General features: G+C 45.8%; 27 protein-coding genes and 1 riboswitch. Of the genes, 6 read left to right on the forward strand and 21 right to left on the reverse strand.

The genetic code is table 11. From position 1 onward, the window contains the following. Window positions 1-30: 30 nt before the first annotated feature. Window positions 31-780 carry a DUF6904 family protein gene (locus tag AC4PHM_RS08865; protein WP_492017456.1) on the reverse strand — a complete coding sequence of 250 codons (750 nt, stop codon included), beginning with the start codon at window positions 778-780 and terminating at the stop codon, window positions 31-33. 128 nt (window positions 781-908) lie between these two features. Beyond that, entirely contained in the window at window positions 909-1,304 is a 396-nt protein-coding gene (locus AC4PHM_RS08870) for a VOC family protein (protein WP_291405292.1), read from the reverse strand. 314 nt (window positions 1,305-1,618) lie between these two features. Here AC4PHM_RS08870 and AC4PHM_RS08875 point away from each other — a divergent pair, with 314 nt between their 5' ends. The 4 genes from AC4PHM_RS08875 (at window position 1,619) to AC4PHM_RS08890 (ending at window position 3,592) form a co-directional block, all read left to right on the forward strand. Further along, window positions 1,619-2,005 (forward strand): hypothetical protein, encoded by a 387-nt coding sequence (locus tag AC4PHM_RS08875; protein WP_492017457.1) that lies wholly within the window; start codon window positions 1,619-1,621, stop codon window positions 2,003-2,005. A 59-nt stretch (window positions 2,006-2,064) separates the two neighbouring features. Beyond that, window positions 2,065-2,439 (forward strand): DUF2089 domain-containing protein, encoded by a 375-nt coding sequence (locus tag AC4PHM_RS08880; RefSeq protein WP_492017458.1) that lies wholly within the window; start codon window positions 2,065-2,067, stop codon window positions 2,437-2,439. 25 nt (window positions 2,440-2,464) lie between these two features. Then, on the forward strand, window positions 2,465-2,857 hold the full coding sequence (locus AC4PHM_RS08885) for an SHOCT-like domain-containing protein (protein WP_492017459.1): 393 nt from the start codon (window positions 2,465-2,467) through the stop codon (window positions 2,855-2,857). 108 nt (window positions 2,858-2,965) lie between these two features. After that, complete coding sequence (locus AC4PHM_RS08890) at window positions 2,966-3,592, forward strand: DUF975 family protein (protein ID WP_492017460.1); 627 nt, start codon at window positions 2,966-2,968, stop codon at window positions 3,590-3,592. A 155-nt stretch (window positions 3,593-3,747) separates the two neighbouring features. Here the strand turns inward: AC4PHM_RS08890 and sfsA are convergent, their stop codons facing one another. The 18 genes from sfsA to AC4PHM_RS08980 all read right to left on the reverse strand — a co-directional run bounded on the left by sfsA (window position 3,748) and on the right by AC4PHM_RS08980 (window position 19,574). After that, the gene (sfsA, locus tag AC4PHM_RS08895) at window positions 3,748-4,440 is read right to left on the reverse strand and encodes a DNA/RNA nuclease SfsA (RefSeq protein ID WP_492017461.1); all 693 of its coding nucleotides are present in this window, start codon (window positions 4,438-4,440) and stop codon (window positions 3,748-3,750) included. A gap of 189 nt (window positions 4,441-4,629) precedes the next feature. Then, complete coding sequence (locus AC4PHM_RS08900; protein WP_492017462.1) at window positions 4,630-5,460, reverse strand: peptidoglycan-binding domain-containing protein; 831 nt, start codon at window positions 5,458-5,460, stop codon at window positions 4,630-4,632. Between the two features lie 4 nt (window positions 5,461-5,464). After that, a riboswitch (cyclic di-AMP (ydaO/yuaA leader) is annotated at window positions 5,465-5,597 on the reverse strand. Between the two features lie 66 nt (window positions 5,598-5,663). Continuing rightward, window positions 5,664-6,071, reverse strand: coding sequence for a molybdenum cofactor biosynthesis protein MoaE (locus tag AC4PHM_RS08905; RefSeq protein ID WP_492017463.1), 408 nt, complete (start codon window positions 6,069-6,071; stop codon window positions 5,664-5,666). A gap of 20 nt (window positions 6,072-6,091) precedes the next feature. Further along, a complete protein-coding gene (locus tag AC4PHM_RS08910) occupies window positions 6,092-7,648 on the reverse strand; it encodes a histidine kinase N-terminal 7TM domain-containing diguanylate cyclase (RefSeq protein WP_492017464.1) in 1,557 nt (518 codons plus the stop codon). A gap of 292 nt (window positions 7,649-7,940) precedes the next feature. Beyond that, window positions 7,941-9,341: an APC family permease gene (locus AC4PHM_RS08915; RefSeq protein WP_492017465.1), complete on the reverse strand. Its 1,401-nt coding sequence runs from the start codon at window positions 9,339-9,341 to the stop codon at window positions 7,941-7,943. A gap of 142 nt (window positions 9,342-9,483) precedes the next feature. After that, complete coding sequence (locus AC4PHM_RS08920) at window positions 9,484-9,777, reverse strand: hypothetical protein (RefSeq protein ID WP_492017466.1); 294 nt, start codon at window positions 9,775-9,777, stop codon at window positions 9,484-9,486. Then, window positions 9,764-10,042, reverse strand: coding sequence for a hypothetical protein (locus AC4PHM_RS08925; protein ID WP_492017467.1), 279 nt, complete (start codon window positions 10,040-10,042; stop codon window positions 9,764-9,766). Before AC4PHM_RS08925 ends, AC4PHM_RS08920 begins: the two co-directional genes overlap by 14 nt. 241 nt (window positions 10,043-10,283) lie before the next feature. After that, window positions 10,284-10,856, reverse strand: coding sequence for an ANTAR domain-containing response regulator (locus AC4PHM_RS08930; protein WP_492017468.1), 573 nt, complete (start codon window positions 10,854-10,856; stop codon window positions 10,284-10,286). A 79-nt stretch (window positions 10,857-10,935) separates the two neighbouring features. Then, a complete protein-coding gene (locus AC4PHM_RS08935) occupies window positions 10,936-12,171 on the reverse strand; it encodes a sensor histidine kinase (protein ID WP_492017469.1) in 1,236 nt (411 codons plus the stop codon). Between the two features lie 25 nt (window positions 12,172-12,196). After that, window positions 12,197-13,612 (reverse strand): amino acid permease, encoded by a 1,416-nt coding sequence (locus AC4PHM_RS08940; RefSeq protein WP_492017470.1) that lies wholly within the window; start codon window positions 13,610-13,612, stop codon window positions 12,197-12,199. 14 nt (window positions 13,613-13,626) lie between these two features. After that, entirely contained in the window at window positions 13,627-14,349 is a 723-nt protein-coding gene (locus AC4PHM_RS08945) for a lysoplasmalogenase family protein (RefSeq protein WP_492017471.1), read from the reverse strand. Between the two features lie 84 nt (window positions 14,350-14,433). Beyond that, window positions 14,434-14,886: a helix-turn-helix transcriptional regulator gene (locus AC4PHM_RS08950; RefSeq protein ID WP_492017472.1), complete on the reverse strand. Its 453-nt coding sequence runs from the start codon at window positions 14,884-14,886 to the stop codon at window positions 14,434-14,436. A 238-nt stretch (window positions 14,887-15,124) separates the two neighbouring features. Then, the gene (locus AC4PHM_RS08955; RefSeq protein WP_492017473.1) at window positions 15,125-15,862 is read right to left on the reverse strand and encodes an SIMPL domain-containing protein; all 738 of its coding nucleotides are present in this window, start codon (window positions 15,860-15,862) and stop codon (window positions 15,125-15,127) included. Window positions 15,863-15,910: 48 nt separating this feature from the next. After that, complete coding sequence (locus AC4PHM_RS08960; RefSeq protein ID WP_492017474.1) at window positions 15,911-16,192, reverse strand: GNAT family N-acetyltransferase; 282 nt, start codon at window positions 16,190-16,192, stop codon at window positions 15,911-15,913. Between the two features lie 93 nt (window positions 16,193-16,285). Further along, on the reverse strand, window positions 16,286-16,933 hold the full coding sequence (locus AC4PHM_RS08965) for a tetratricopeptide repeat protein (protein ID WP_492017475.1): 648 nt from the start codon (window positions 16,931-16,933) through the stop codon (window positions 16,286-16,288). Window positions 16,934-16,960: 27 nt separating this feature from the next. Continuing rightward, complete coding sequence (locus tag AC4PHM_RS08970; RefSeq protein WP_492017476.1) at window positions 16,961-17,968, reverse strand: hypothetical protein; 1,008 nt, start codon at window positions 17,966-17,968, stop codon at window positions 16,961-16,963. Window positions 17,969-17,987: 19 nt separating this feature from the next. After that, complete coding sequence (locus tag AC4PHM_RS08975) at window positions 17,988-18,617, reverse strand: metallophosphoesterase (RefSeq protein ID WP_492017477.1); 630 nt, start codon at window positions 18,615-18,617, stop codon at window positions 17,988-17,990. 192 nt (window positions 18,618-18,809) lie between these two features. Then, on the reverse strand, window positions 18,810-19,574 hold the full coding sequence (locus AC4PHM_RS08980) for a type II toxin-antitoxin system prevent-host-death family antitoxin (protein ID WP_492017478.1): 765 nt from the start codon (window positions 19,572-19,574) through the stop codon (window positions 18,810-18,812). Window positions 19,575-19,888: 314 nt separating this feature from the next. Here AC4PHM_RS08980 and AC4PHM_RS08985 point away from each other — a divergent pair, with 314 nt between their 5' ends. Then, the gene (locus tag AC4PHM_RS08985) at window positions 19,889-20,260 is read left to right on the forward strand and encodes a hypothetical protein (RefSeq protein ID WP_492017479.1); all 372 of its coding nucleotides are present in this window, start codon (window positions 19,889-19,891) and stop codon (window positions 20,258-20,260) included. Window positions 20,261-20,391: 131 nt separating this feature from the next. Here the strand turns inward: AC4PHM_RS08985 and AC4PHM_RS08990 are convergent, their stop codons facing one another. Further along, on the reverse strand, window positions 20,392-21,516 hold the full coding sequence (locus AC4PHM_RS08990; RefSeq protein ID WP_492017480.1) for a radical SAM protein: 1,125 nt from the start codon (window positions 21,514-21,516) through the stop codon (window positions 20,392-20,394). A gap of 229 nt (window positions 21,517-21,745) precedes the next feature. On the opposite strand from AC4PHM_RS08990, the gene AC4PHM_RS08995 reads away from it, so the two are divergent. After that, on the forward strand, window positions 21,746-23,026 hold the full coding sequence (locus AC4PHM_RS08995; RefSeq protein ID WP_492017481.1) for a glycine/sarcosine/betaine reductase component B subunit: 1,281 nt from the start codon (window positions 21,746-21,748) through the stop codon (window positions 23,024-23,026). The last annotated feature ends 13 nt before the right edge of the window (window positions 23,027-23,039 follow it).

A 23,039-nucleotide genomic window follows, 5' to 3' on the forward strand; every position in this document is an offset into this window, starting at 1 on the left:
GAAAGACTTTGCAAGGTCTTGAATCCCCTGCTACCATTCCACATCAGGATAATCCAAGTTGAGTCTGACCTCATCCGGTGTAATCCCCATAGCTTTTGCATAATCTTTGATTTCATGCCTGAGTCCCAGGTAATCCGGCCCGTCGAGCTCTGTCAGCCGCTTGGCCAAGACCGTCACAAATTTCAAGCGCTTCTCAGGATCCATTTCAAGAATTTCGACGTTTAACTCATCCAAATACTGGGTGACATAGCCGTTCATCCAGGGATAATCCTGGATTATGAGATTGAGCAGCCGCGTGACGGCCCTTGGCTCCAGTGCCCTTGACAGACAGTCAAGAATGGCGGATTGGAGCATTCTGATTTGCGCGATGTCTCTGTCCCATATAATTTTTTTGTGCAGCATAGGATCCAACATCTGCTTCGATTCTTTTCTGGCCCGCATCAAACAGAAGTCGTTGAGCGCCATGACTATAAACAGAATTTCGGGCATCAGAGTCTGGAATTCGTAATAGACATTGGTTGTATGAACTACTTTTCCTGTAAGCTTCATTTTTTCACGGGTCATGTTGTTGTCAATGACCTTTATGTCGCGATCACCCATATAGGCATGCCTGATGTCGTAGCAAAGTCCCAGAATCCTGATTCTCGCTGAAGTATAAGCCGGGTACTCGTCTTCGTCACCCAGGATTCGGATGAGTGCATCATATAAATGATCCAGATCCTCATAATCTCCCGCTATGGCGATTCCGGCATGTTTTGGAGTCAGTTCCGCCTTGATCATTGTGTGCCTCCCCTTGTTGCTTTCTTACTACTATAATATTGTATTTGGAGGCTTTAGGAAAGCAGAAAAAGGTGTCAGACACCTGCTTCCATGTGCGGGTGTCTGACACCTTCTTCTTGTTAAAGGCGCTACTTGGCATTGACGTCCGGCTGATGGATGCCAAAGATATTGCCTTCTGTGTCATGATAATAGCCCTGCCACGCCATGCCAGCAAGTGCAGCTTTCGGCATGGCAATTTTACCGCCGTTTTCAAGAATTTTCTGCTCGGTAAAATCATAATCTTCAACGCCCATGGTGCAGACAAAAGCACTGAGCGGCTGGCCTTCGACTGGTCCAGAACCCTGACGCAGCATTAGGGCACCATTGATCCCAGGTTCGGAAGGATCTCCGGCTTCGGCGCCCCAGTAGGCTAATCCTGCATAATCGCTCCAGTCCTGAAAAATCCAGCCAAAAACGTTGCCATAGAATCGTTTGGCGCGCTCCATGTCATCAACATGGATTTCGAAGTGGATGACTTTGCTCATTTTTGTCCTCCTTACAAGCTGTTAAGGAATAAGTAACTCAAGGTGATAAATAATTTACCCAAAACTATCTGATCTATATCATAATTCAAGAAAATCCTCTCGAGCGCAGAGTTATGACACGTTGAGTGAAATTGTACTTTGAAGATTTATCGATATTTTAAACCAATTATTAATTTTATTAATTTTTTAATTAATTTTATTGAATTGTTAATTGACTTCTAATTGAAATTGATATATTTTATAATCAGATAGATAATATTAATCCTAAAATCGAATTAATTAATTTAAGGTAGGGTAGGGGATGTAACTTGAACGTGATGGCATTACTTGACCAAGTAGAGCGAAAAGAGATAGCTGTTCCTGAAGCAGCCTCGAAAATAATGGCCTCACTCACTACCTCCAACACGACATTGACAACTCTTTCCAAATCTGAGTTTCCAGCAAAATGGCTGAAAATAAAAATTATTGACCCAGAGTCAAATTTCAGGATGAGTCTGCCGCCACTGCCCCTCAGACTCACGGGCAAACTCGCGTCGTTTATTCTCAAGGTCTCTGCAAAGTTTACCGAAGGTTCAGATATGAATCCTTTCGACTATGAAGACATCCGGCTAATCCTCGATACACTTAAAGAACTCCCGCCCGTCCAACTGGTTTCAGTGATGGACGATCGAGGGACACAAATCGACATCTATACCAAATAGCAGCCTTAACGCATTTGAATCCTTGTTCAACATTCCAACTGTATGAAAGAGGTGATCCCATGGCAAAAGAAGTCATAGGCCAATGTCCCATCTGTCAGGATAAACTGCGTGTCACTCAGTTGTCCTGCAAAACTTGCGGTACGCAAATCTCAGGAGAATTCGAGCTCTGCAAGTTCTGTCAGCTCGAAAAGAATCAGAAATATTTTGCGGAAATCTTCATCAAAAACCGGGGCAACATCAAAGAAATCGAAAAAGAAATGGGCATCTCCTATCCTACCGTGAGACGACTTCTGGATGAGGTCATTGAAGCGCTGGGGTATAAGGAAGAAGCAAAGAAAAACGCTGTCAACCAAGGTGAGATCCTGGAGCAGCTCAGCAGGGGCGAAATCACCTCCGAACAGGCGCTTAAACTGCTGAACGGCGAAACCGTATAAAAGTATAAAGAAGGAGGATCTAGAAATGAACGAAGAAAAACTCAAAATCCTGAAGATGATTGAAGATGGTATAATTACGGCGGATGAAGGCGCACAGCTTCTGAAGGCAGTGGATGACATTGCCCAGCCGCAGATGCAGGCGGCTGCAAAGACCATCGGCACAAGCAACGCCAAATGGCTAAGAGTCAAAGTCCTCAGCACAGAAAACGGCATCAAGACCAAAGTGAATGTCAACGTCCCAATCGCGCTGGTCGAAACAGGGCTTAAGATAGGAAAACACTTTGACAAGAATATTGAAGATTCCATCAAGGACATTGACCTGTCGGAAATTCTCGAGTTGATTAAGAATGGCGCTGAAGGCAAAATCGTCGAAGTAGAGTCTGACAACGGGGATATCGTTGAAGTCTACGTGGAGTAACGCGGCCCTGAAAACAGCAATTGTTAACTTTCTCTTAAATTCCACTCAGCACAAAAATTTTGCGCTATAATAATGCCGTAATCCATCCTACAGGAGGAGGCCCTTCATATGACCTATGATGAAATGAAGCTCAAAGCCAAAGAACATCTTAGCGGAAACTGGCCTGTCGTCATCATTACAGTCCTCATTTTCCTGGCATTGACACAGCTCTTCACAAACCAAGACCGCGTTGTGACCCTGTCAAACGGCGAAAGTATGGTCAGTCCCTCATCTGCGTTCTTCAATCTGCTCAGCTTTATTCTGACCGGCCCACTGACCTATGGACTCATGGTGTTTTTCAGGCGACTCAGGGAGCAAATCGCTGACATCAAGGACCTCTTTGAGGGCTTCAAGCGCTTTGGGGATACCTTCCTGCTGAATCTGTTGACCACTATTTTCGTGATCCTTTGGACACTCCTCCTGATCGTCCCCGGCATCATAGCCGCCATCCGCTATACCATGGCTTATCTGATCATGACGGAGAATCCTGACATGACTGCTCTCGAATCCATAACAGCTTCCAAAATGATGATGGAAGGTCACAAAATGGAGTTCTTCAGCTTTGCCCTCAGCTTTATTGGCTGGTTTTTCCTTGGCATAGTGACCTTCGGATTGGGCTTCCTCTACGTCATTCCTTACTATAATGCCTCAAAAGTTGAGTTTTACGAAAATCTTAAACGAGGCACCGTTTATTAGTACTGCTGAGAAAAAGTGAACGCCAATAAATAGAAAACGGGAAATGAGTGCCTTCTTATGGCTCCATTTCCCGTTTTTTTAACGATGAAACTCGGTGTCAGACACCAAGTTTCGTCTCACTCCGAGTTTCATTCACCCATCTTCACCAACGCTGTTTATAGCCCAGGCCCCAAGATCACCTCAACCCGATCCCCAGCTTCCAGTGCAGACTCCGTCACCAGGCAGTCCACGGCGATCACCTTTCCGCCTCGCTCTGAAAGCCTTCTGAGAGCAGCCCCAAACTCGGGGTGCATGGCATCATTCGGTTCGAAATGAAGGACCCCGTTCATCTGCACTATGAAAACCACAAGTGCCTCATACCCGTCTTCAAGACATGCCCTAAGTTCATTGAGGTGCTTGACCCCTCGCTCCGTCGGGGCATCCGGGAAGCGGACTACGCCGTCCTCCTCTAGGGTTACGCCCTTGACTTCGACAAATATTTTCCGTGTCTTCGTCTCAAGGTAAAAGTCAAAGCGGGAATTCCCATACTTCTGTTCCGCTTTAATCAGACGAAGCCCTTGAAAATAGCCGCTCGTCTCAGCCCACTCCTTGAAAACCTTATTTGGCGCCTGGCTGTCCATGTTGACGAGCCGCTCCCCTTTCCAAACCGAGATCAAATCAAACTTGGTTTTTCTTCCGGGATGGCTGCATTCCTGAACCAGTACCCTGGCCCCCTCCTTCAGCAGTTCCCTGCAACGGCCAGTATTCTTAACGTGACAAATCTCCACGTTCCCGTCGATCTCAATGAGGGCAATGAAACGGTTCGGCCGCTTGAGGAAAACGCCTTCCTTCATATTTGGATATCTCACTTGTGTTGTTGCCTCCCCCATGCCCAACCTGAGAGCAATATCATGGTATCATGTCCGTCTATAAGTCAGCGACCCTTCGCTGCGCTCATATCCCCAATAAAACATTACAGGGAGAAGACCCGTTCAGTACCCCGCTCACCCGCGACGCCCTTCCGTACCCTCTCCCCAGAATAATATCTTTAATTTCAATTACATCCCAGACTCAAATGCCTTTTGAATCGCTTCCTGGTGCTTGCTGTCCACCTTATTGGTAGAATGCGTCCGACTGTTCAGGAAGTGAATATCAAAGTGGCCATCCATGCCATTGCCTTTGACTGCATCCAGGTTTTGTCCCGTGCCAAAGCCGCCGCTGCGATTGCTGACCACCACGACCTCTGGTTTGTCATCCCTTCCGGCATGCGGCATTGCGGTCATGGACGCAGCAATTCTATACCCGTCGATCTCCACAATGACCGGACGCCGGGTCCAGTTCCAGCTGCCGCCCGCGATTTCCTTCAAAACAGCCGTGTCCTCTTTGGTCATCGTTTCTACATCCGCATGATTCCCACCGTATGTACGCTTAACTTGCATCTTCAAACCTGATTGAACGTCAATGACTGTAGCGACATCCCCTCTGGCGTAAATGCTTTTAACGTCGTCAAACCACGGCAATTTCAGAGCGCTATTCGTCGCGGCTGTTTCCGACCTTGAGACACCGCCCCTGGAAACTGGCTTTTCCGCGCTCAAAAGACCAGTAATTTTGCCGATGGTCTGCGCACCCGCAACCCCATCCGCCGTCAATCCGTAGGCTTTCTGAAAATTTGCAACCGAAGACTTCGTCACACTACCGAAATAACCGGTAATATCCACAGAAAAATACCCTAGTTGTTTCAAATCCCGCTGCAATTCAGCCACGTCAGTGCTTTGAATTCCCTGCTTCAACACTGACCCCTGCGTGTAGGCAAACCCGGCAGGCTGGAAAGCTGAAGTCGTGAAAGCCAGTGCTGCGACAAGCACAGCAATTTTCATTTTTGAAATCACTCGTGTTCCTCCTCTTTTAAGCTGACGAGGTTAGTTGACGGGTTAGGTAAAAGAGTTCACCCCACCGTTTGCACGGTTTCACCCCATGGTAGTTCGTCCCCCGCTCTTCAATTTCGAAGATTAAGCATCAGTAAGAGTATAACATAATATTTATTTGAAGCCTACCGCAAACCGTGTATTGAGCTTAAATTGTAATGTTCCACCTATTCCCTTTTCTCAATTTCAGTGACGCATTCCGTTTTGATTTTCTCTACCAGGAACTGAAGTCCATCAATGACATTCGGTCGAATATCTCCGCCAATCAGGACAAACATGATATCATCCCCGACCTCAAGCTCGCCTTCATTCAGCCACACCTTGATATAATAAATCCCTTCGAGCCGGCGCGCTGCTTCAATGGCTGCCTCCACTTTGTCCGCGTCATAGGAAAAGGTCATGCCCTTGACCTCAGTCCCATCATCTATGCCCTGTCGGACCAAAGCTTTGGGCGTTTCTCTGACGACCCCGTTGTGTACTAAAAACATCCCGACACGGGAGGCGTTTGGGTCCATCTTTGCTACTTGAAGCCACAGCTCCATGGACGGGGATGGTTTTTTGTCAGTCATTTGCATGGTCTACACTCCTTATTATTTTAGCCGATAGATTCGAAACTGCCCTCAAACCCAACTCTGACGCAATTCCTGCCCGCATGCTTCGCTTCGTACAGACAGCGGTCTGCATGATTAAGCACTGCATCGAAGCTAGCTCCGTTATCTCCTAGCTCAGAGACCCCAATGCTGATTGTCATCCTCAGTGTCTGCGCTTGAATGCAGAAACAGCTTGACTCAACGGCAGCTCTGAACCGCTCAGCTTTGGCAAACGCCGTCTCAGCATCCGTTTGGATCATGACAACTGCGAATTCCTCACCACCCGTGCGGCCCACCACATCCGTCCCGCGAAAAGTGGCAGACAGCATGTCTGAAAAATTGCGAATAACTGCATCCCCGACATGATGACCGTAAATGTCATTGATTTTCTTAAAAAAATCTATATCGAGCATGAGTACCGATAAAGGTTCCTTATAACGCAGTGCACGCTGAAAAGCCTCTTCCGCCCGCTCCATAAAGTGCCTGCGGTTGCTCAGTCCGCTGAGCACGTCCGTGTTGGCCATTTCCAGCAATTGACGCCTTAGTCGTTCACGCTCCGTCACATCTTCCATTGTGACGAGATACCCTATGGTCTCATCTTTGTTGAGAACCGGTTTGACATTGACATTCAGGTCCCGTGTTTCGTTCTCATTCTCGAACTGAAAGACTCTTTCACCCTTTTCTCTGATACAATCCATTAGTTCAGGGAAGTCCTTTAAGAGAATATCCAATTTCTCCTCTTTGAGTGGGGTGTGAAACCATTGAAAGAACGGAACGCAGGCAGCGTTAAAATCGACCACCCTGTAATGGCGATTCAGAAGAATGAGCCCTGACGAACTGTCCTCAAACACCCGCTCACGCGCTAAAACTTTTATGTCCAGAAAATTGTATCTTGTCAGCGCCAAATTGATCAGCAAGACGCAAGGCGGCAAAATCAGCGCTGTATAGTCGATCCCAATTCCGCCAATATTTAAGACGATCAGAACCAAAGACACATATGGCAATACTGAAGCCAGAAGCAGCAATTTGAATTGAATCCTCTCATCGCCTGAACTCTTTCTATAGCGCTGAAAATAGATCCCCGTACAAGCGATCAGTGTCAGCAGAACATAACCCATCTGAATTAAATACCAAGGCCCTTTGGTGAGCAGCATAATCTGAGCGCCGCCAATGTACTGCAGCTCGATGCGGCTGTAAAAGAGTTGATGCCAGTCGTTGGTCAGCCGCATAATAAACGTTAAAACAGGGACCGCAAATATCAACAAACTTCTTGCACCCTGCAAATACTTACTTTTTCCAGTATAGAGCATGCTGATAATGAGCCAAAGCGAAGGGAAAAAAGGGATTCCTAAATATTGGATCTGATTCCAAAAGATCATTTCCGTCAGGGTGCTCGCGTTAATCTCCATGAGATATCCGAGAAGATACACCTGAAGCGTCAGACTAAGCACACCAAGTACTTTAGCATAACTGGATTTCCCTCTTAAAAACGAATAGACAAACATAAAGGAAAGAAGCATGACACCTATGAACAGATACAAACTGATCCATTTTATCAGCAATTTTGTTCTCCTTCCCAGTCTGAAATCGACTTGCCGCATTGGTTAGAATCCTAACTTTCATTATAACTTCTGCAGGCACGCACCGGAAATGATTTTTGTGCCGCCGCCCAATTTTTATTGGTGACGCGGACAAGTTTCAAATGAGTGTCAGTCCCCAAGTCAACTTTGAGGACGGACAGTAACAATTCTGTAACATTGGCGGAAGCGACAGAAGACCATCGGCAAAGGTTTAAAGGCACTCTGCCGATGGTCTTCTCAAGTCACTTCACCACTATAACACAACCGAATTTAATCAATACCCCTTCGGACGCGGCCAATAAGTCGCACCGTGGGCAATAAACCTCGACATATCCAAGGATCTCGACCTGTGCAGCACAAACCACAGGGAGGCCATCAGATAAAACGCAAAGCCCGCCAGTAGATTGGTCCAATATCCAAAATACATGCCGAACAGAGTCGCGGCTGCCAGAACAATGACGAAGATTGCAGGAAACGGATGCCACGGCGCTATGTAACCACGATCAATAGAGCCAATTGGGTACATGCGCCTGAACTTGAACATCATATAAGCGGTCAGCAGGTAAACGAGCAGCGCTGAAAGGATTGAAAACGTGATGACTTGATCAAGCAGTCCCGTGAATCCGAAGGCTATGGAAATTGGCATCAGAAAAACGATGGCGCGGTACGGCGTTTTGTATTTGGGATGAATCGCTGAGAAGGCTTCCGGGATGAGGGTGTCCCGCGACATGGAATACCAGGCCCGGCTTGAATCCGCGATACAGCCATTGGCGCTGGCCAGGCACGCGAGAATGGTCCCGACAAAGAGAAGCTGAATGACAACAGGCTTTCCGGTCGCCACAGCGGCATCGAAAAGAGGATAGGTCGAAACACCCAGCAGGTCCGCAGGCACCAGGCCGGAGCTGACAAACCACGTAATAGTAGCACCTATAATCAGCGTTAGGAGGCCCACCACGGCGCCCACCGGAAGCGAGCGGCCCGTTGAACGGCATTCTTCCGCAGCAAGGGCAGTGCCTTCAATGCCAAGATAAAACCAACAGCCAAACTGAAAGGCCCCTAAAATTCCAATCCAGCCATAGGGCAGACCGTTGGTCATTTCACCGAGCTTGATCATGCTTTCTGAAGGCGAGTAAAATTTGGTGCTGAAAAGCAAAATTATAATCGTAATAAATGCGACGCCTGTCAGGACAATATTGAGATTGAGCGTGGCATGAACGCCACGGTAATTGAGCCAGGTCAAAAACAGAATACTGAGAATAATATATGGCAGCGCCTGTATGTCCGGGCTGATCGTCTTGAGAATCTCGCCTACGACCAGGGAATCCGCTGCGGCGAGCATGACATACTCGAAAACGAGCATCATTCCAATATTAAATGCAGCCAGCGGTCCCAGCAGATATTTGGCCATGCTATATTGTCCGCCTGCTTCCGGCATGACGGATCCCATTTCCGTGTTAAACATGATCAGAGAAATATAAAGTATGCCAATCACCCAGCACGCTATGATCGAGCCCAACGATCCGCCTTTGGCAATGGTAAAGTTCCAGCCCATAAATTGACCCACGAGAACAATGCCCACCCCAAGTGCCCAGATATGCATTGGCCCCAACACCTTGGACAGGTGAGAGCTCGAGGACGCTTCCTTCGATGCTTTCAGATCAGGCAAATGATCCATTTCAGTTCCACCTTTCAGCGAATTAGTCTTCTTTCTTGAAGCGGCCAAGCTCTACACGAATAAAATCTGAAAAGATCAAGTAAACGAGTACTGCCGATAGTCCCCAGGCTACATAGTTCATCATGCTCCAAAAGCTCATGGTTTACGCCTCCTTGATTTCTGTGGTCGTAGACTCAATATCACTGTACAGACGGTGTATCATAGATTTTAACTCTTTGTCAGATTGGAACAGGATATAAGTCAGATAAACAAATAAGCTTGTGATGACTACGCCAAGCGTCTTGAAGTTAATGCCATAACTGAGTTCACCGCCTGTATTTCCAGACATCAGCATAGCCGTCAACAAAGTAGCAAAACAAAGGATCATTATAAACATTGAGTCCGCAAGTTCAACCCAGAAGTTCGTCTTCTTTTTTGTCTTATCAATGAGTTCCATGATTTTCCTCCTCATAGGACAATAATTCCTCAATATACACTTGTCTTTGATTCTTTCTCAGGTGGATCAGAACGGCTGTCGACGACGCTATTCCAAAAGAGATAATCAAAGCCGCCGAAGTGATGATGACACCCCTAACGGCAAGATCTGGCGCCAAGGTCAAGACATTAAAAGTAATGTAGATGAGAAGCAGACAAAAGAGTACCAGAAAAACAATCATGGTGATCCAGTCCGTCGAATAGAGCTTTTGAATCTTTTTTTCCAAAACTACACCTCCTTAGATTTTAACTGTCAGGTTGATTCCTTCAAACGAGGGTACGCAAAACGAGAATTGTCCACCCAAATTCCAAAAACAAAAAATGAGGCATCAAGCCATCATAAAAATGATGGATTGAAAGCCTCATTGCTTTCGAAATCCGAATGCGCCGTTGCATTCGTCGTGTTCAGTTGAGATTATATTATCAGACTATTTCGTCAACGTCAAGAACCTCAAAGTCCATATGGTCTTAGCCCATGGCAATAATAATGGCCTCTGCGATCTCCTTCATGGTTTTTCTCTGGTCCATGCTCATAGTCCGGATCTTCTTGAATGCTGCCTCTTCATCCAGATTATAATGCTGCTGCAGAATGCCCTTTGCTTTCTCAATCTGCTTCCTGGATTGAAGCGCTTCATTTAAACTGTCGACTTCCTGAGCTAAAAGGCTGAACTCCTCGTAGCGAGAAACCGCAATATAACAGGCAGGAATGAGGTTCTGCTTATTGATGGGTTTAACGAGATAGGCAAGCACGCCCGCCTCTCTTGCCTCTTCCACCAGCTGTTTCTGGCTGTAGGCGGTCAACAGCATGACCGGCGCAATTTTTTCCTGATTGAGCAGTTTAGCGGCTTCTATCCCATTCATCCCCGGCATTTTTATATCCATCAGGATTAGATCCGGTTTCAACTTTCGGGCAAGCTCCACCGCGGTTTGACCATCTCCGCATTCGCCGATGGTTTTTATCTTAGCCTCCGCGAGCATCTCACGCAGATCCTTTCGCGTCACCGGTTCATCTTCAGCAATTATGACTCTCAACGACTTCACACGAAACACCCCGTTCACAAAACTTACTTTCAAGATAACACACTTTCAATCCTTTTGTTGCAAAAGCTTATCCAACTGGTTAACGCATAAGCGGGAACCGGATCACCGAAATCGTGCCATTGATTTGCCCATTAATCGAAAAAGTGCCTTTCAGTTTTTCCACCGTAATCATTTCAATGATTTCAAGACCAAGGCTGTTTCTGTTTTTCTTGCCACCAAAGCCAATCCCGTTATCCGTGATGGTGATCACCGCTTCACCTTCTACCTCGCTGATATCAACCTTGATAATACCCTTCTTCCGCATTTGAAAAGCATGCTCAACAGAATTTTGAATCAACTCCGTAATGCAAAGGGATAGACTGCTTGCCTTGTCAGCGTCCTGATAAATCTCTGAGCCGCTCAGCTCGCCCGTGATGTTTTTACCGGGAGGCACCATGCTCGAAAGCACCATTTCCATAATATTTGCGGTCGCCGACTTGATATTGATCTTATCAATGCCGCCCCGAGAAAGCTCCTCATGGATCAAAGCAATACTGGAGATGCGGTTGATGCTCTCGTTGAAGGCGTTCTCCACCTTCTTGGAATTGACCCGCCGCATCTGGAGTCGCAGCAGACTCGCAATGGTTTGGAGATTATTTTTAACCCGGTGATGGATTTCCTTAATCACGGCAGACTTTGGATCCTGTGTGTTGTCGGAAAGAATCACAAAATGCATAAGTCCTTCCTCGACACTTCGAATGGGAATGTTCACGGCAAGTAGTTGACGCTGGTGGATTTCAAGTTCCGAAACCTGCAGGGTCACTTCACTTGTTGACTCCGGATCGTTGAAGGTATGATCCATTAATTTCCCAATTGGTTCAGCCGAAACGCGTGCCACTTCTGTCATTGCCCCATTCATCCAGACGACTTGTCCTTGACTGTCCAGTAAACACTGGGCGCTGGGGATCAAAGCATCCGGATTTTCACTCAACCTCAGCTGCGCTGCCTGATCCAGGTAAGCCAGAAAAACTGACTTGTTGAATAGTCCTTCTCTTTCCACCGCAGAAAAGGTTCCAATGGATGCCCCATTCATCATAACCGATAGGTCGCAGCCGTTGTTTTCAGCCTGGCGATCTGTTTCTGGCGGTGAATCAGAGAGATGATCCGAAACAGAGGATGCCTCGAGAGGGATTGAAGACAAGACCATCGGCAAAGCGCCCTCAATCACCAGCCTCATTGATTTAAAGCAGCTTAAAAGCGGATGCCACCCATCCGTGATCAGGCGGGTTACGTCCTCACACAGCTGTCTGGACACTTCATATGTACTCGGCCTCACAAACTTCACCCTTACCTTTCTGACGTCAATGAATTTTGATCATGCTGCTTTGCGCTTCCATTTCCTCAGGTGCATCAAGCGCAATGTATTTTCTGCCAACTAAAAAATAGTATAGTATAGCGCCGCCCAAAAAAACGCCTATGAATTGCACACTGTCCGGCGTGCGCAGGCTAATAAAGGTAAGCGCGCTGAAAATGAGCGCAGAAAATATAACCAGTGCAGCGGCCTTGACTTTGGTCGTCCAGCCTGGCGATGTCTTGCGCGTCGATAATTTAATTTTAAGATAAGACAAAATGACCAGCAGGTACATCAGCAGCGCGGAAAAACCGGCGGCAAACACCAGAACTCTAGCCGTGCCAAACTGAGCCAGTAATATGCCGATGGTCCCCGGAAGGACTATGGCAAGATAAGGCGTCTTTGTGACTGGATGAATACGACTCATAATTTTAGGCAGATATCCCGCCCGCGAAAGGGCGAAGCTCTGTCTTGAAAATCCGTTGATCATGCCATGAAGACTCGCCAGCAGACTGCTGAGCGCAAGGGTCGTAAAAATGACCAGCCGCTTGCCGCCATTTGGGTTGACCAGATGCATGGCACTGGACAGCGGATAGTCATTCATCAGCAAATCCCGCCAATCTACGGTCGCAAGGCAGAAAATCAGGACACCAAAATTAAGCACCGCCACCGTAATAATGCTGGTTCCGAAGCCAATCCGCATGTCCGTCTTGGGATTGACGGTTTCCTCGGCCGCCAGCGCAATGCCTTCGAAGCAAAGGTAGAACCAAAGCGCATATGGAATTGCTACGATGATCCCTTTCGCCCCGCTGACGAAAGGCTCAATTTCAAACGTCCTGGAAAGGTTCACTGCGTCCGCTGTTCCAATAAAGAAAAGGATGAGTGCCCCAATCGCCACACTGGTGATAATCAGCTGAAAATTCGCCGACTGCTTGATCCCAATGACGTCAATCATAAGGAATAGCGCATAGACCCCCAGCGCGACGTACATCTTTGGAATAGAGGGGTAGACCCAGGAGACGTAGGAGGCAATGGAGATGGTCACCGCGGCAGAGGCGCAGATGAATTCCGCGATCGTCAGAACCCCCGTCAGATATCCCCCAAGCTTCCCCAGCCCCTTTCTGACATAGGCATAAGGTCCGCCGGCATAAGGGTATAATCCCGAAAGCTCAGAAAAGATAAAGGCGAGGACAAAATAGAAGCCGGTCACCACAAGTGTTGTAATAAAGAATCCCAGCGATCCAGACAGCTCCAGACCATAATTCCATCCAAAAAATGTGCCGGCAATGACCGTACCTACGCCAATCCCCCACAAATGAATCCCTGATAGGATGCGCTTCAAGCCAAATCTTTTTCTGTAATCATCAATTTGTTTTTTTGTTATCAGAATATCGTCTTCAAAATCGTCATTTTGATCAAGGGGCATCGTTTTTCACCTGCTTACCTGGTTGTGAACTTATCTTTGACTGTCAGTGATGTCTCGGCAGTGATCATGAGTAGCAGCGTCCAACCGAGCATGTAAGTGCCCCAGATTAGATTTTCCTTCCACAGTAAGAAACTCTTAAAATTAGGGTGGAAAATGGAGAAGGCAACAACCATGTCGCTTAAAAACAATACTATGCCAGCGGCGGCAATCCTCCAGGCAGCTTTTTTTTGAAAATAGCCGCGGTAGAGGGTCGATACCATAGTCATTCCCGTATAGCATAACACAATTCCCAAAACAACCGCTGCCCAAAACATGAATCCCACTGCGTACTCCATGAGCAGGTACAAGACAATCCCGAAGGTGATAACAAAGGGAACCTCTGTGACAATTTCTTTCTTCCCGATTCTGAAGTTTCTCTGAAAAGCGGCAATCAGAAACAGATAAGCTGCAATAAAGCCCAGCATGCCGTAAAGCTCACGATTAGGGAGGTCTGGATTCGTCGCTCTAAGAAATACAAAGAAGTAATCCGACAGAATGGTGCATAGGAAAGCCAGGATGAGAATCCTTTGTTCCCAGAATTTTTTACTAAGCACAATGACTGTTAAAAACATGGCGATCCGTACGCCAAATTTTAGATAGAGCGCGGGACTTTCTAGTGAAAACAGGGTTGTGAAGAGAAGAATCATAAGCGTCAAGGTCAAATATGTAGCAAGAATGGTTCGATTAGTGTTACTCATGGGGTCATCGCCTCCAAATGTCAAAAAAAGGGTTAGTTAATGAGTGCCGGTAATTTCACCTCTTTATTTGAAGTTCGGTTCTAATCACGACTTTTGAATTTCATCCATAACCGCGTGTGTCTCCTCAATACTAAATGACGCGAATAACCTTCTATTTTCCTGATCTAAAATCCTGTAATGATGAGACAATAGATTCTGCTGGATCCTGTAGCCATTCTTCTCTTGAACGGTCTTCCACCACACTCTTCCGCCCCAGGTTTTCGGGTAATCGACCTCCAAGTCTTTGAAAGCCACTGAAATAATCATGCCAGAGACATCACCTCCAAGAGTGTCACGCAGAAGTGTACTGTCTGAGAAAATGCTGGCCAATGCCACTGACCCTGTCCATCCCAGGCTCTTTCTTCCTTTCTCAATCTCGATCAGCGTCTTTTTTGAGATCCCGAGAATGACCGCCATTTTATCTTGAGTCAGCCCATATTCCGTTCTAATCAGTTTCATTTTTTCGTCCATGAGCTTTACAAATGTGGCTTTATCCATAAACATTACCCCTTAATTCACAGTTTGGTTATAGTGTAATTTTACACCTTTTGATTCTATTTTTCAATATTAGTACGTGGTTCTTTTGGACTAAAGAAATATATTACAGTCCGCGTCCCCAACTTACAAGTTGGGGACGCGGACCGTCATATTTATGTAACATTTGCCGCTATATTAAAAGTAAAAAAACAAGGTCAATTGGCACCTTATACACCAATTGACCTTTTTTCACACTGTCCTAATCTTCAATTTCAAAACTCGCTGTCACTATGGCAGTGATGGCTTTTTCTATAGACGACGTGTCATTGATCCCATAGTCCGATACTTCTGTTGAGTTAGCCGGCGTGATCTGCATGACGCCCATTTTCGCTGACCGCAGCTTTCCAATCTTGCCGCCAGTATTCACCGCGATTTGCTCTGCTCTGGCTTTGGCATCCTTCGTGGCTTCCGCAAGCATACTCACCTTCAAGTCCGCGATCTTGGTATAGAAATATTGGGGCTGCCAGGATTGAAACTCAATACCTTCATTAATGAGTTCAGTGACTTCTCTGGAAACTCTGGTCAACTTCTCGAGTTCTGTAGAGCTGATTTCCACCCGCATTTCCAGTCGATAAGCCATCACATTCATGGTATACATACCACTTGGCGTTACTTCATAAATTGGATTCGTGGAGATGGAGGAAAAAATCATCTGTTCCTCCGGAATGCCTTTGGAAGACAAAAACGCTTTTACCTTTTCCTGATCCGCGTTCAACTTTGCATAAGCCTCTTTAAGAATCGCTGACTGAGCGCTGAAGCTGCCAGTCCAAACCATGAGATCTGAAGTGATCTGCTGTCTGGCAGATCCGGAAACAGTGATAAAATTCGTTCCTTTGATCTCCACCAAGCTGTCTGCGACTTTATAAGTACTTGCCACAATGCCGCCCATGACAATTAAAGCTGCGAGTAAAATAGTCACCATACGTTTGTTTTCCAAGTGCCCTCACTCACCTTTCAGTTTTACCATACGCGTCAACGCAACAGATTAATCCTTATAAATCAGATCATGATACTCGCTGTTCTTTTCCATCTGCGCTTTGGCATAGGAACAAACCGGCGTAATTTTCAAATTCTCAGTCCTTGCCCAGTCCGTCAGTGCTTTCAGCAGCAACTTGCCAACGCCTTGGCCGTTAAGCGCTTCAGAGACATAGGTATGATCAATTGTAATCCGCTTCTCTCCAGATGGCACATAGGTCATAGTCGCTGACCAATGATCTTCGGATTCGCCAATATAAAAGCTGCGGTCACCTTGTTTTACTTCATGCATACTGTCACACCTCCGTAGTTTTCTAATTTGCAATTCAATTTTATCACATTTATTCAGTCATAACCAAAAATGAAAAATGATTTTGCCGATGGTCTATTTTTCCACAAATGACTGCTCCCACTGTTGGTATAAACCACTCCAATAGGTCAAGTGTTCTGACCAAGCCTGCGGTAAATTTCCCTTCAGCACTTCAATCCGGCTAATAGCCTCGCTGACTTGCGATTCATTCAATAACACCAGCGCCTGATCCCGGAATACTTCTGCAGAACGAAAACGATTAGTCGAACAATGCACTGCCATAGTCCCCCAGATAAAAGCCTCAACAGGATTCACTTCAACCCCCGTCCCGCTCAGATAATAACCGGCCAAATTGCACTGAGCACCCGGATTGCCATGGTCCGAGGCTTTCAGCCACCACTTGACTGCTTTTTCCGGATCATTTTCACAGGCATTGTGTTTCGGACGCACGATCGCATAAAAATTTCCAACCCCACATTCCGCACTCGGATAACCTTGTTCAGCAGCACTTCTATAGCATTTGAAGGATTCAACATAATCTCTTCTGACACCCATGTGGTCAAAATAGGCTATCCCGAGTGCACAAAGTGCTGGTGCATAACCATTGTCAGCCAGCCTCTTAATAGTCTTGATGCCCTTGGCATAACTTCGTTCCTCCGAATTTCCGTAAAACAAAGGGTATACAGCGCCAAATGCCTTTTTTTCTGCCTCTGTTCCCCACATTTCGAATGCCCCCTTCAACGCTGTCACCTATTTTCTAGTCCCAAGAATTTTCTCCTCCAAAACCGCCAGCTCAGCTCTGGTTTTTTGATCCAAACGCCCGAAAACTTCAGCACGGGATGTCAGCGATGCTGCTTCTCTGTTGCTGTTTGTTTTGTTTTGCAGCGTCTCTCTCCAATAGACCTTTTTATTTTTGATGTATAGGTCATAATCTACGATTCGCTCACCATCTGGAAGATGCTCCAGCCCAAGAAGAATTTGTTTGAAGACCTTCGGTTCAACGTAGGTCAAAAAGTTCACACTGTAAACTTCCACGGGAAAAAGAAATTTAGGATAGTCCTTTGACCAGCTCTCACCGATCACGATTCCCAGTTCAAGAGAATCCAGCACCTCAATCAACCGCTGATAGTGAAGCTGAAAAGCACCGTAAACGTCGTAAATCCGGATTTCAAATTCATGCCATTCCTTATTGTCCATACTGCTGTTCAAATATCTAAAAGCATCCATTGTCAGATCTCGGTGAAGCGTCGCGTAATCTTGGTCCAACCTTAAAAAATTGTGATGCATATCGCTGAACTTTGCACTTCTGCTGAGCGGCTTGTCCGTTAATCCAATAATGGTGGAAGCCGCATTGCCACTTTCGACACAATAACTAAATGACCCAATCTGACCGCCAAAATCCTTTTGAATATTGAGAAGCATTTTTTCCATATCGCCTATGGCTTTCATTAAGATGGTCTGAGGCGCTGGCCTGATCCCTTGTATCAAATTGGCGTTCGTCTCTTGAATCAACTGACACAGAACATGCGCGACATCTTTTCTGATTAACAATGCATCTTTCACGTCACTTTTGTTTACATTCGGTTTTAAGTCAGAAAACAAATAAATTATTGTGTTAAACTCATCCGACTTATCAAAAACGACATCCACATCCAAAATTTCAGCGCGAAATTTTTCGATTAAAAAATTTATAAATTCAAACCGCCTGGCAGTGCCAATATATAACATACGTGGTCCATTTCTCAGCAGAGATACCATTTTTTCACCTCCAACTCAGTTAAAGACGCATTCTCTTTCGATTCAATCTCGCGCTGTCAGTGCCACCGGGGTACGTGATCACAAAAACTTCTCCGGTGGATAGATCGATTAAATGCATTGCTTCAATGCCATTTAAGTAATACACGTCATTCGTCCTTTGGCTTCTGAGCGACAAGTCGTGACCGTAAAGATTGAAGTCGGATCTATTTGATTTTGACGATCTAAGCGCTGCTTCATGATAATGGGCGGCTGAAATTGTCAGGCCCTGAAAATTATCTGTAACCGCATCTTCATAAACTAAAGCGCGACCGGCATGTTCTCTGACGAGATCGAGATTATCATGATTTCCAAGGGTAAAAATTACTTTTTCCGCAGAGCTCCGATTCACGATCTGCATGAGTTTAATCAGCGCACTCTCATAATTTTTCAGTAAACTTGAGCGAAGCTGAAGCTTCAAATCATCTGCGAGATCCCCGGTATGAATGATGTAATTCGGTTTCAAAACGCCCAGCAGGCGGTTTAATTCAGGGTAAAAGGAGGTCGGCGTATCTGAAATATGAAGGATCGTTGGACCTTTTACCCGCAGGAGAGCTTTATCCAAAATCACACGCCCCAACATCTGCCAAAGCATTTTCTTGATCGTATTCATCACAGCCCTCCAAGCGTCGACCCAAGATTGAAAACTGTTAATCACAACATTATTTTACCACTTAATTGTTATTCATGCTTAAATCTGGTATTGAACAAGACAATCGACAAAAAAAGTATTTCTCTGCCGATGGTCACACAACACCATTTTTCACCTACAAAATATCCTTGCAGCATGCCCACAAGTCTTACTTTACAAGTCAAAAACCTCCGCCAAAGGCGCTTCAAGCCCCTCAAACACCAGAGAAGCCGCGACTTCATCCGCTTTATAGCTGATAAATTCTTCAACATCCAGGTTATTAAATCCATAGATCATAATAGTCTTTCGACCAGGATCCACCAGCCAGTATTCTTTAACGCCTGAGAGCATGTACGTATTCAGCTTTTTGACCATGTCCTTGGAGCGGGTGCCAGGAGACAGAATTTCAACCACCAATGCAGGCGTCCCCATATAGCGGCCCTTGTCGTTCAGGTTTTCCTCAATATCACAGGCGATGAGAAGGTCCGGCTGGCACACATCCGGATTTTTGATTTCAGGCTTAAAAAAATGAACATCAAAGGGCGCATAGACCACCTTGCACTTATTTCCCCTCAAAAATTGTGAGAACAGGATAAACAGGCGGCCTGAAATTTCTTGATGCTCCAAGCTGGGCGAGCCCATCAACACAATTTCTCCGTCAATGAACTCCATTCTCAGCTCACTCTTTTCATAGATCTCCATAAATTCCTCATAGGACACCTTCTTGCCGCCATATTGGTAGTCCAGCGCTTGTTCTCTGACCTGCATCTCGTTATACCGGTCATAATCAGACAAATAAGGTGTCATACGAACTGCTTTTTCACCGTTCTTGGTAATAACCACTTCATTGTTCTCATTAACATAGTCCAGATATTTTCCCAGATTCTTTTTGAATTCTGTCGCTGTTATGGTTTTGCTGAAGATCCTATCTTCGTTCATGAAATCACCCCGTACGATTTTATAGCGTTATCGTACGATAATCATACTATACCGCACTTCTTATTTCAACAAAATCGCGCGATTTAAGGTATCTATCGCACAGTAAATAATAAAAACTTATTTTGACCCTTGTCGAACGAATCCGGATTTATTTTAATCAACGGTTTACATAATACTATAACTATTTAACGCTCCCCTATTGCTTTTGTACCTCAAACCGTCATATAATGTTAATGTTCGTAACGAAAAAAACACATGCCTTTTATGCTGTTTTCGATTACAATCTAAGTAACATAACAACTAGGAGGTCACAAATGGATTCAACGACAATTTGGATTATAGTGGGTAGTATTCTTGTTGGCGCGGTTATTGGCGCTGTGGTGTATTACCGCAAAAAGACCAAAGAGATGCATGAAATGTTCAAGCACGTCCAGGAAACTGTCAAGCAGGTGCCAAAACAAAAAAAGCAGAGCTTCATTCTGTTCATGTTTAAGGAAAGTGTAAGGGCAGCCAAATCAAAAACCACGGTCAACCAAGGCCGTTTCAATGACCCAAGAATCCTTGAAGCGCAACTGATCCAAATGTCCGGTATTCTCAAAGACCGCTCTAAGGTCAGCGACAAAAAAATGAAACAAGCCCTTCAAATGTATGACAGTTATATCAATTGGGAAAAGAAAATTTCCTAATTTCAACGCTTCATAAAGCTAATAATAAAAACCTGAACCGCTCGAGTCAATTTGAGCGATTCAGGTTTTTTCTTTTGAAACAAAGATTTTTCAGGTAACCGATCAGCCCATTGAGCCGGATTTGCGGACGCCTAAAAAACAATCTCACCCGGTCTGTACCCGGCAGGCAGCGGCTCTTCGCTCAAAAACTCAAAACTTTCATCACGCAGGATCGGTAAAAACACCTCGTACGGTATCCGTGCAAACTCACAGGCATAATTGCTGGCACCAAACCACTTGCCTTCTTTAGCGCTCTGGTTCAAGCCTCTGGCAAATTTCGTGAAGTTCGAGCAATCGTGAACGGCCAGGTCCCAATTCTCCTCACTGGCAATTTTCATGAACTTCAGTGTGAGCTCCCTGCTCCAAACCGGTGAAATATAGCCATGCCGGGAGATATACATGTTTTCCCCGTTATAATTGTCAATGTTGTTCTCATTCAAATGCAGCTCCGCACAGTTGATGAAGTCCAGGCCAGTCCCTAAGATCGCCTGCTTCTTCTTGAAAAAGGCATCAAAAAACTCCGGTGTCATAGGAGTTTCAACACCTACGTTTTTAATATATTTTTTTGCCAGCCCAATAGCCTCAATGACTTTATCCGAGCAATGGGTCGCGCCCAGGTTGAACCGGATTTCATCCAGTCCGGCCTCCCCCAGCGCTTTCAAATTCTCCTCCGTACATAGGGTCCCATTGGTATACAAATGTTGATGAATCCACGCATCCCTAAATTTCTCAACCACCGGATAATATTTTTCAATTTCCATGAACGGCTCCAAATAGACGTAAGAAATCCCCGTTGGCTTTTGCTGGATGGATAGCAGAAGGTCCAGATCCTTCTCATAGAACTTGGTACCGCCAATTTCCCAGAGGCCTTCGCCAACCGGCGGGATGTTATCAAGCTCGCCGTAGTTGTAACAAAACTTGCACACAATGTTGCATTTATTCGTTTTTCTGATGGCACTGAGCCCAGTTCCCAGGAGGCACGAGCGGCAACCGTCCGGAAATTTGCTGTCACTCCCCACATAAAAGGTTCTATGCTCCAAAGTCTTCAAGTTCTTGATGTCTGCCAATAGCGCGTCCATATTGTGATCGACCGCAGCCTCAATTTGCGCAAAGGTCGCGTAAATAATTTCTTGCTGCTTGGTCATAATTTCTTCCTCTTCCGGCAAAATCGAAAAGAATTCGAACCAGTGCAGCGCGTCTTTTTTTGATATTTTCAAAATAACCTCTCCTCAAAAGCGCCTTGACGCTTAAATAACCATCGGCAAAAGCCTTAGAGATTTGCCGATGGTCTCGTAAACAATCACCTTCACTCCTCTATTAAACAATTATAATCATGATACAATGAAGTGTCGATACATTCACTATATACCGCCAATGTCATATTGTAATTCATTATTCCTGCAAGTCAATCCGTAACTTACTTGGGACGAAAGGGATGGAATCAAAATGATGTACGAGCTCAGGAAAATAAGCATTCGCGATATAAAATTCGGCGATGTGAGCAGCATCGATCACGGTGTGCTGACGGTAGCCTCACAGCAACTTATTGATTTAATCAAAGAGGACAAGCGGATTAAAAGCGTGGAGATTCATATTGCCAGACCTGGAGAATCGGTAAGAATCCTGCCTGTGAAGGATGTCATAGAACCCAGGGCCAAGCTGGATGGGACAACCTTTCCCGGGATCTGTGCAGGTATTGAAGAAGCCGGATCCGGCATTACCTGCGCCCTCAAAAATTGTGCCGTTGTGACCACAGGCCCCATTGTGGGATTTCAGGAAGGCCTGATTGATATGAGTGGTCCGGGCGCGGCATACAGCCTGTTTTCCAAATTGAACAATATCGTCATCCAAATCTTCAAAGAGGATTCTGTAGAGCCCCATGAGCACGAGGAAGTCGTCAGAGAAGCGGGCATAAAGGCTGCCCGAAAGATTGGAGAAATTGGTTTAGCCTGCGCGGATTATGAATCGGAAATCATCGAGTGGAAAAACATTGGAGAGCGCTACAACGCATATCCCGAACTGCCTAAAGTCGCTTATATTTACAACTGTATGGCTCAAGGGCTGCTTCATGATACCTATTATTATGGCAGAGACGCGAAATTGCTGGTGCCAACTCTAATCACCCCCGGGGAGGTTGCCGATGGTGCAGTGATCAGCGGCAACTGCGTTTCGCCAGGTTCAAAGACGACTACTTACCATCACCAAAACAACGCTGTCATCACTCAGTGCTTGAAACGACACGGCAATGAAATCAACTTTATGGGCATTATACTCAATCCCCTGATGGTGACTTTAAAAGAAAAATACAGGAACTGCATGCTGGCAGTGAAGTCTGCTGAAATGCTGGGTGCCGAAGGTGTCATCCTTTCACAGGAGGGCTTTGGAAATCCAACAACTGACCTGATGCTGACCTGCAAGGGCTTAGAGAACAGAGGCATAAAGACAGTTATTATCACCAACGAGGACGCCGGTGTCGATGGAATGTCCGAGTCCCTTCCGGACACTGTCTCTGAAGCTGATGCGATTATTTCAACGGGAAACAGCAATGCAACCATTATGCTTCCCAAGATGGATACTATCATAGGACAATTAGCTGAAATCGAACGGGTCACCGGTGGCAATTCTGACAGTCTACAAGCTGATGGCAGCCTGCTGGTTGAGATCCACGGCATTATGGGCAGTCATAATTTACAGGGCAATACCTTCTTAAGCGCCACAACGATTTAGCAAAGGGGATAGA

Source organism: Acidaminobacter sp. QWL-03 (assembly GCF_058683855.1).

Excerpts from the sequence above, each read along its gene's own strand:
- AC4PHM_RS08865 (WP_492017456.1), bottom strand. The coding sequence starts at position 780 with ATGATCAAGGCGGAACTGACTCCAAAACATGCCGGAATCGCCATAGCG.
- AC4PHM_RS08870 (WP_291405292.1), bottom strand. The coding sequence starts at position 1,304 with ATGAGCAAAGTCATCCACTTCGAAATCCATGTTGATGACATGGAGCGC.
- AC4PHM_RS08880 (WP_492017458.1), top strand. The coding sequence starts at position 2,065 with ATGGCAAAAGAAGTCATAGGCCAATGTCCCATCTGTCAGGATAAACTG.
- AC4PHM_RS08885 (WP_492017459.1), top strand. The coding sequence starts at position 2,465 with ATGAACGAAGAAAAACTCAAAATCCTGAAGATGATTGAAGATGGTATA.
- AC4PHM_RS08890 (WP_492017460.1), top strand. The coding sequence starts at position 2,966 with ATGACCTATGATGAAATGAAGCTCAAAGCCAAAGAACATCTTAGCGGA.
- AC4PHM_RS08905 (WP_492017463.1), bottom strand. The coding sequence starts at position 6,071 with ATGCAAATGACTGACAAAAAACCATCCCCGTCCATGGAGCTGTGGCTT.
- AC4PHM_RS08915 (WP_492017465.1), bottom strand. The coding sequence starts at position 9,341 with ATGGATCATTTGCCTGATCTGAAAGCATCGAAGGAAGCGTCCTCGAGC.
- AC4PHM_RS08920 (WP_492017466.1), bottom strand. The coding sequence starts at position 9,777 with ATGGAACTCATTGATAAGACAAAAAAGAAGACGAACTTCTGGGTTGAA.
- AC4PHM_RS08940 (WP_492017470.1), bottom strand. The coding sequence starts at position 13,612 with ATGCCCCTTGATCAAAATGACGATTTTGAAGACGATATTCTGATAACA.
- AC4PHM_RS08945 (WP_492017471.1), bottom strand. The coding sequence starts at position 14,349 with ATGAGTAACACTAATCGAACCATTCTTGCTACATATTTGACCTTGACG.
- AC4PHM_RS08950 (WP_492017472.1), bottom strand. The coding sequence starts at position 14,886 with ATGGATAAAGCCACATTTGTAAAGCTCATGGACGAAAAAATGAAACTG.
- AC4PHM_RS08960 (WP_492017474.1), bottom strand. The coding sequence starts at position 16,192 with ATGCATGAAGTAAAACAAGGTGACCGCAGCTTTTATATTGGCGAATCC.
- AC4PHM_RS08965 (WP_492017475.1), bottom strand. The coding sequence starts at position 16,933 with ATGTGGGGAACAGAGGCAGAAAAAAAGGCATTTGGCGCTGTATACCCT.
- AC4PHM_RS08970 (WP_492017476.1), bottom strand. The coding sequence starts at position 17,968 with ATGGTATCTCTGCTGAGAAATGGACCACGTATGTTATATATTGGCACT.
- AC4PHM_RS08975 (WP_492017477.1), bottom strand. The coding sequence starts at position 18,617 with ATGAATACGATCAAGAAAATGCTTTGGCAGATGTTGGGGCGTGTGATT.
- AC4PHM_RS08980 (WP_492017478.1), bottom strand. The coding sequence starts at position 19,574 with ATGAACGAAGATAGGATCTTCAGCAAAACCATAACAGCGACAGAATTC.
- AC4PHM_RS08985 (WP_492017479.1), top strand. The coding sequence starts at position 19,889 with ATGGATTCAACGACAATTTGGATTATAGTGGGTAGTATTCTTGTTGGC.
- AC4PHM_RS08995 (WP_492017481.1), top strand. The coding sequence starts at position 21,746 with ATGATGTACGAGCTCAGGAAAATAAGCATTCGCGATATAAAATTCGGC.